The following is a 6,865-nucleotide window of genomic DNA, read 5'->3' as shown; positions in this document are numbered from 1 at the left end:
AGCTAACCTGTATCAGATGGCAGCTTAATTCAACTAACAAAGTGCGCTTCGTGGTCTAACTCAATCGAGGTATCATACAGTACTCCTATTGGAACAAAGAGCAAACTGAGAAAGTGAGTGAAATTCATAGGGTTTAACTACGACTGATATTTATTTTTCAATTAACCATAGCTATTTCAAAATCGTGCACATACGGTTATGAGCACTATGTGCGAATTAGCTATCGTTTTTAAGACCCCGTGCATTTTTATTATATCTCTCCATTTAAGACAGGCGACTTTGGCAGGAGATTATATCTGTCCCACTATATACTTAACAAAACCAACAAAAGCAAAAGAACCGGTATCACCCGGTTCTTTTGCTAAAGCGCTGCGCAATGCGCGCGATATAATTGGAGCCTTACAACTGTAAAGAAGCCAGGATTATCTCCTGCTAAGTGGTGTCTTACATCAACCCGAATTTCAGGCCGAAGAAGAACGTGCGCGGTCTTGCCGGGCCATACACGTAGTTGCTGTCGCGGTAGCGGCCGGTGTCGAAGTCGCTTTGATAGGCGTTGAGGATGTTTTGCACGCCGGTGCTCAGCTGCAGGTCTTTGCCGATGCTCTTGATAGTGAAGCGGTAAGCCAGCTTCAGGTTGTTCTCCATAAAGGTAGGTGAGGTAAAAAGCTGATCCTCGGTTACGCCGGGAGCCCCGCCAAAATGCGGCACTTGCATCGGGCCGGTCAGCACGCCCGAGAAAGAGGCGTTAAAGCGGCTTTGCGGCAGCAGCGTGAGCACGTAGTAGCCATAGGTGTTAGGCGTGCGCAGGTACTGCCGGGTGCCCGCAATTTCCGCAGACCATGCTACCGGCTCATCATAGAGCGACTCCTGCAGCGTAAGGCCCGTCTCCAACTGAAACTTCTGGCTGTAGTTGAAGCGGCCTTCCAGTGTCACGCCCTTCACGGTGGAGTTGCTGCCGTTTTTGCGCAGCAGGCGTTGGTTTCCGTTGTCGTCGGTGCCGATCTCCTCCAGCACAAAAGCACTGTTGAGGCGGGTATAAAAACCATCCAGCGTGAAGCCATAGATCATCTCCTCGCTGGCCTTGTTAAAATCCATGGAGGCGTTAAAGCTGTTGGAGGTTTCCTCGCGCAGGTTTGGGTCCACCTGAATCAGGGAGATGCCGCCGCCCGCAAAGGCAATGTGCAAATCGGTCTCGAAGGCCTGGGGCGCTTTAAAGCCACGGGCATACGAGGCGCGGAACTGCGTGGTATTGCCCAACTTGTATACCGCGCTCAGGCGTGGCGTCAGCGTCAGGCCATCCACGTTGTTGTGCTTGTTGGCCCGCACCCCCGACAGGATCGTGATGGCCGAACTCACATCCCAGTCGCTTTGCAGGAAAATGCCCGTCAGGTTTGTTTTCTGGTCGATCAGGTAGTTGTAGGCCTCAATTTCATCAAAAGTATAATCATACTGGTGCTCGGCGCCTGCCGTAAAGGTGTTGCTGCCCCCCAGAAAGTCGTGGAAGGAGTAGTTATACTGGAAGCCGCCCTGCAGGGTATGGTTCTTCGTCTCGCCCCAACCGTCTGCCTGGTCGATGCCGGTATAGTGGGTGCGTTTCGTGTTCTGCGCGGAGCCATACACGCTGTAGGAGGATTTTCCATCCAGGGAGCGGTGGTCCCAGTTAGCGCCTGCCACCAGGTTGTTTTGCAGGCGGTACTCGGCCTGATCCGACTGGTCAGCGGGTTTGTCGAGCTTGTTGCCGCCGTGGCGCTCCTCCTGAATGCTCCAGGCGTTCACATCGATCTTGTCTTGCTTGGTTGGTTTGAAAAAGGAGTTGAAGCCGAAGGAGTTGTTTTTAAGCTCTGCCAGCTCCGAAAAGCCGTCACCGTTGGCGTCGTAGGCCTCTTTGTCGCGGTGCGAGGCGAAGAAGGAAAGCCCTGCGTTGCCCGCCTCGTTCACGGTGTTCACGTTGGCATTCAGAAAGTGGTCCCAGGCCTTGCCGTCAATTACGGACGACGTGGAGGAGAGGGTATAGGTGCTTTCCTGCGGCTCTTTGGTGATGATGTTCACAGTACCCGCAATGGCGCTGGAGCCGTAAAGCACTGATCCGCCGCCGCGCACAACCTCCACACGATCCACCATGTTGGCCGGTATCTGCTCCAGGCCATACAAACTCATCAGGGAGGTAAACACCGGGCGGCTGTTAATAAGGATCTGGGAGTAAGAGCCTCCAAGGCCGTTCATGCGCAACTGCGTGTAGTTGCAGGTCTGGCAGTCGGTTTCCATGCGCAGGCCCGGCTGAAAGCAGAGTCCCTCCGAGAGCGTGTTGGACTGCGTAAGGCTGAAAATCCTGCTGTCAAGCACGTTCACGGCCACCGGGCTTTCCAGTCGGCGGCGCTCGGTACGCGTGCCGGTCACCACCACCTCGTTCAGGGTAGAGTTGGAGGCCGAAATGCTGATGTCCAGGTTTGTGTCGGTGCCAGCTGCTACTTGCACGGTGCGTAGCACCTGCTTAAAGCCAATGGCCGAAACCAGCAACTCATACCTGCCTGCCGGAATTTTATCCAGTTTATACCTGCCCTGCTCATTGGTGGGCGTGCCCCAGGGGGTGTCTTTAAGCATTACGGTGGCATACGTCACGGTTTCTGTGCCGGCTGTTACTCTGCCGCTGATACTGCCTGTTTGGGCAAAAGCGGAAGTGCTGAGGAAACAAAAAAGAAGTAAAATTTTAGGTACCATATCTAAATTATGAATTTATACCGTATTTATTATTTATTTAACAACGGCAAATTATAAATTTAGATTGACCTAAATTATGTTTTAGGCATTTATTTTTATGGATGGCGTAATATTTTTCAAAAGCAGGGAGGGTATGTTAATAAGGTGTTTTAACGTAAACTCGATAAATCAAGCGTCTGTTTTAAACTCGAAACTCCTTGTTTCATAGCCTACTTTGCGCTCCACGCCCGCTGGGGCGCGTTTTCCCGCTCGGCGCTGTGTACATTTCCTGCCTAACGGCTGCCACTGACGTGGCACCGGAAATCTACAAATAGAGGGCCCCTACCCCCGGCGCCTCTCGGAAAAACTGGGAATCATTTTGCCTTGTTCTGACAGTAGAATATCCGCAATGGCTTGAAGCTTCATTTTGGAGTTATTTAAACTATAGTAATTCTTGAGTTCACGTTGTTTTTAAGTTGACGGACGTCTTAGGGGTATAGCTTTGGAAGTGATATGGGTATAAAAGCAGGTATAACCCTGTGATAATGTAGCTGCAGGTAGAGAGAGCTGTGGCGTTTCTTTCGCTTTTTTTATGTCATCCTGAAAGGACTTTGGTAGAAGAGGGGACTACTCAATCAGGTTTCGTTACAGAACGATAGTTATAGAATGTCAGGTAGACTGGCTTGTGGTTTAGCTAGAAAGAAACGACCCTGCGGTATAAGAGGGTGAAGCTTCAGAGATGCAGGCGGTTTTACAGGTGTTTTTCGCGCAGCAGGCGGGCCACTTTCTGCATACCGGTGCTGGCTTTCTCTTCGTAGCGGTGCAGGTTGGGGTGCAGGTTGGGGTGCAGGCGCATGTCGGGCAAATTCGGGTCTACCACAAAAACAGGCACACTGTCCGGCACAAAATCCACGAGGCCCGCGGCGGGGTATACCACCAGCGAGGTGCCCACCACCAGGAACAGGTCGGCCTGCATGGTCTCTTCCATGGCCTGCTCCATCAGCACCACAGGCTCCCCGAACCACACAATGTTGGGGCGTAGCTGCGAGCCGCGTGCGCATTTGTCGCCTTTCTTCAGTTCCCATCCCTCCAGGGGGTATACCAGCGACGGGTCGAGGGTGCTGCGACTCTCAAACAGCTTGCCGTGCAGGTGCAGCACGTGGCTGCTTCCGGCGCGCTCGTGCAGGTCGTCCACGTTCTGGGTGATAATGCGCACGTCAAACTCCCGCTCCAGGTCGGCGAGGGCCAGGTGCCCGGTATTGGGCTGCGCGCTGTGCGCGTTTTTCCGGCGCTGGTTATAAAAGTCGAGCACCAGGTCTGGGTTTTTGCGCCAGCCTTGCGGCGAGGCCACCTCCATCACGTCATACCCTTCCCAAAGCCCGTCCGCATCCCGGAACGTGGCGATACCGCTCTCTGCGCTGATGCCAGCCCCCGTCAAAACCACCAGTTTCTTTTTCATGTTTCCTCGCTTTAGCTTGCTGAATTAAAGTGAACTCAGGATTTACAGTAGTTTAAAATAACTTTAAAATGAAGCTTCAAGCCATTGCGGATATTCTACTGTCAGAACAAGGCAAAATGATTCCCAGTTTTTCCGGGAGGCGCCGGGGGTAGGGGCCCTCTATTTGTAGATTTCCGGTGCCACGTCAGTGGCAGCCGTTAGGCAGGAAATGTACACAGTGCCGAGCGGGAAAACGCGCCCCAGCGGGCGTGGAGCGGAAAATAAGCTATGAAACAATGGGCTTCGAGTTTAAAACAGACGCTTGATTTATCGAGTTTACGTTCAATCACTTTTTATACCCCCGCTCTGCTGCTTAAGTTATCGCGGCCAACGGGGCGGAGTTGGCATGTTCGGTATGATATCCCTTCTTGATATGGTGATCTCAACTTTCAAAGCTACCCAGCCATTCTTCGCTGCTCATACCTGCTGTGTAGCGGTAGGGAGATAAGGCGTGCGATGGGATAGAAACAGAAAAGCCCTCGCCAAATGGCAAGGGCTTTTCTGTAGGTCGGCTAAAGGGGTATGTTATTTAACCTGTAGCTCCACGCGGCGACCTTCCTCGGTCACCGTGTCCAGCACCTGGTGGCTGGTTTTAACAGTGAAGTTTTTCTCCCCGAATTTATTGAGGATGTACCACTGCACAAACGCGGCACGCTGGCTGCTTACCTTCTGGCGGCCTTTAGCCGGCCCTTTGGCATCGGAGAAACCCTTTACGCTTAGGCTGGCACCCGGCTGCTGCACCTCCAGGAAAGCCTTGAGTTGCTGCTCTGCCGCTGTGCCCATATATACTTCGTTAAAGCCAAAGTATAAATTCTGAGCTGTTGGGGCGGCAGGTTTGGCCGGAGCGGCTTCCACCTGCTCAGCAACTACCACTTCTTCCTTCGCAGGGGCAGGCTCGTTCAGGTAAGCAAAGTAATCGCCGGCTCTGGAGGATACCCAAAGTTCGCGCTCGCCTGCCTTTTTGTAGTAGGCATTGAAGGCGTCCTGCTCGTTCACGGCGCCTTCCAGCTTCATGGGCTCACCGACTGGCTGCCCGTCTTTCATCGGCACGGCGTACACATAGGCGGCATTGCCCTGCTTGCGCGAAAAGAACAGTGAGTCAGCGGTAAGGTATGGGGCGAACTCGGCCTGGCGGCTGTTTACGCTGCCGCTCATCTTCACCGGCTTGCCCCACTTGCCGTCCTGGCGCTGGCTCAGGTACAGGTCGTCATAGCCTTCTGACTTAGACAGCTCTCCGGAGATGATCAGCTGGTTTCTGTCCTCGGTCAGGAACATGCCCAGGTTCTCGGAGTTGTTGCGGAAGCGGGGCACCTCCAGCTCGTCAGTCTTGGTAAAATCACCGTTCTCATACTTGTAAACCGCGATGTGCTTGTCGCGGCGGCCGCGCTGCTGGTACACGTACAGTTCTCCGGTAGCGGGGTTGTTGCCCACTACGGCATTGATGGTGCCGGCATTCAACTGTGTGTCCTTTATGGCTTGCTTGCCTTTTGCCTCGCGGTAGAGGTACTGGCCCTGGCTCTCTTTTTTAGTGTATAACAAAAGGTCATCGCCGAGCATAGTCACGTCGGCAAACGCTTCCTGGGTATGCTTGATGGGCGCCTGCGCCTGTGCGGCCGAAGCCGCCAGAAACAGTGCCATAGTATAAATTACTTTCTTCATTGTTGCTTTAGATTACCACATGGTTACTTTCTTGCCATACTTCGGATACTTCACCGGGAGCAGGTTATAGGTCAGGGTAACCTCGTTGGCGCTCTGGCTGATGCTTTTGGCATCCTGAACCTGCATTTCGTACACGTACCCTACCTTGAGCTGGCCAAGCCTTGCGCCTGCGCCAAAAGTGTAAGCCAGGTCTTTGCGGTAGCCCGCGCTGGCCCAGAACGTATTGGCGAAAACCCCCTTCAGCTGCGCTTCCACTGTTTCGTCCAGGTATTTATCATACCGGTACACAGCGTTGGTCACCAGTCCGAACTGCTCGGTCAGGGCGGTGCGGTAGCCTGCCTGCGCCACGTGCTGGCGGGTATAAGTGCCGTCCAGGTAGTCGTCGCCGCCGGTTATACCCTTGCCGGCCAACACATCCTGCATGGCGTAGCCCACATAGAAGTTGTCGGAGGTGAGTGTCAGGCCAAGGTTCACGTCGGCTTTGCTGGCTTTCGCCCTGGAGCCTACATGGTCCTGGTACATCGGGTCCGTCTCCTGGTCTACGGTTAGTTGGTTCCCGTTCAGGCGGTTGGCGCTATAGGTCGCGGCCGCACCCCAACGCAGGGCCAGCTTTTCAGACAGGCGCACGCGGGCACCGTAGCTAAGCTGCACCTGCGTTTCGGAGAACGGGCCGAACTCATCGCGCAGCACCGCCAGCCCGAAGGCATGGGCACCACCCGCCTGGCGGCTGTAAGCCTCTTGGTCTGCGGTTTTCAAGCGGTTGCTGCTTTTCCACTCCCTGATGTCGGCCAGGTCCAGCTCGGCAGAGGCGAAGATGGTCTTGGGGGCATCTTCGTAGCCGGTCCACTGGTTACGGTAATAGGTTTTAAGCATGGAGCCCTCATACCCCGTCAGCGACGGGTTAAAGTACTGCTGAAACAGCGAGAAGTTGGCCACATGCTTTCTGTTCTGAGCTTGCAGGCCCAGAACAGAAAGTACGAATGCTATGGATAATACTATTTTTTTCATCTT

The 6,865-nt window shown here is 53.8% G+C and carries 4 protein-coding genes; all 4 read right to left on the bottom strand.

Annotated features, from left to right (window positions below):
- Nucleotides 1-444: 444 nt before the first annotated feature.
- On the bottom strand, nucleotides 445-2,718 hold the full coding sequence (locus MKJ04_RS17645; RefSeq protein WP_241642984.1) for a TonB-dependent receptor: 2,274 nt from the start codon (nucleotides 2,716-2,718) through the stop codon (nucleotides 445-447).
- 730 nt (nucleotides 2,719-3,448) lie between these two features.
- Complete coding sequence (locus MKJ04_RS17640) at nucleotides 3,449-4,156, bottom strand: SIR2 family NAD-dependent protein deacylase (protein WP_241642983.1); 708 nt, start codon at nucleotides 4,154-4,156, stop codon at nucleotides 3,449-3,451.
- A 564-nt stretch (nucleotides 4,157-4,720) separates the two neighbouring features.
- The gene (locus tag MKJ04_RS17635) at nucleotides 4,721-5,833 is read right to left on the bottom strand and encodes a hypothetical protein (protein ID WP_241642982.1); all 1,113 of its coding nucleotides are present in this window, start codon (nucleotides 5,831-5,833) and stop codon (nucleotides 4,721-4,723) included.
- Between the two features lie 33 nt (nucleotides 5,834-5,866).
- Nucleotides 5,867-6,862 carry a PorP/SprF family type IX secretion system membrane protein gene (locus tag MKJ04_RS17630; protein ID WP_241642981.1) on the bottom strand — a complete coding sequence of 332 codons (996 nt, stop codon included), beginning with the start codon at nucleotides 6,860-6,862 and terminating at the stop codon, nucleotides 5,867-5,869.
- Between the last annotated feature and the right edge of the window lie 3 nt (nucleotides 6,863-6,865).

Source organism: Pontibacter sp. E15-1 (assembly GCF_022601975.1).
In the GTDB taxonomy this organism is placed as follows: Bacteria; Bacteroidota; Bacteroidia; order Cytophagales; family Hymenobacteraceae; genus Pontibacter.
This window is presented reverse-complemented; position numbering and strand designations above follow the sequence as displayed.

Bases quoted from the DNA above. Each gene is read 5' to 3' on its own strand.
- MKJ04_RS17645 (WP_241642984.1), bottom strand. From the start codon at position 2,718: ATGGTACCTAAAATTTTACTTCTTTTTTGTTTCCTCAGCACTTCCGCT.
- MKJ04_RS17640 (WP_241642983.1), bottom strand. From the start codon at position 4,156: ATGAAAAAGAAACTGGTGGTTTTGACGGGGGCTGGCATCAGCGCAGAG.
- MKJ04_RS17635 (WP_241642982.1), bottom strand. From the start codon at position 5,833: ATGGCACTGTTTCTGGCGGCTTCGGCCGCACAGGCGCAGGCGCCCATC.
- MKJ04_RS17630 (WP_241642981.1), bottom strand. From the start codon at position 6,862: ATGAAAAAAATAGTATTATCCATAGCATTCGTACTTTCTGTTCTGGGC.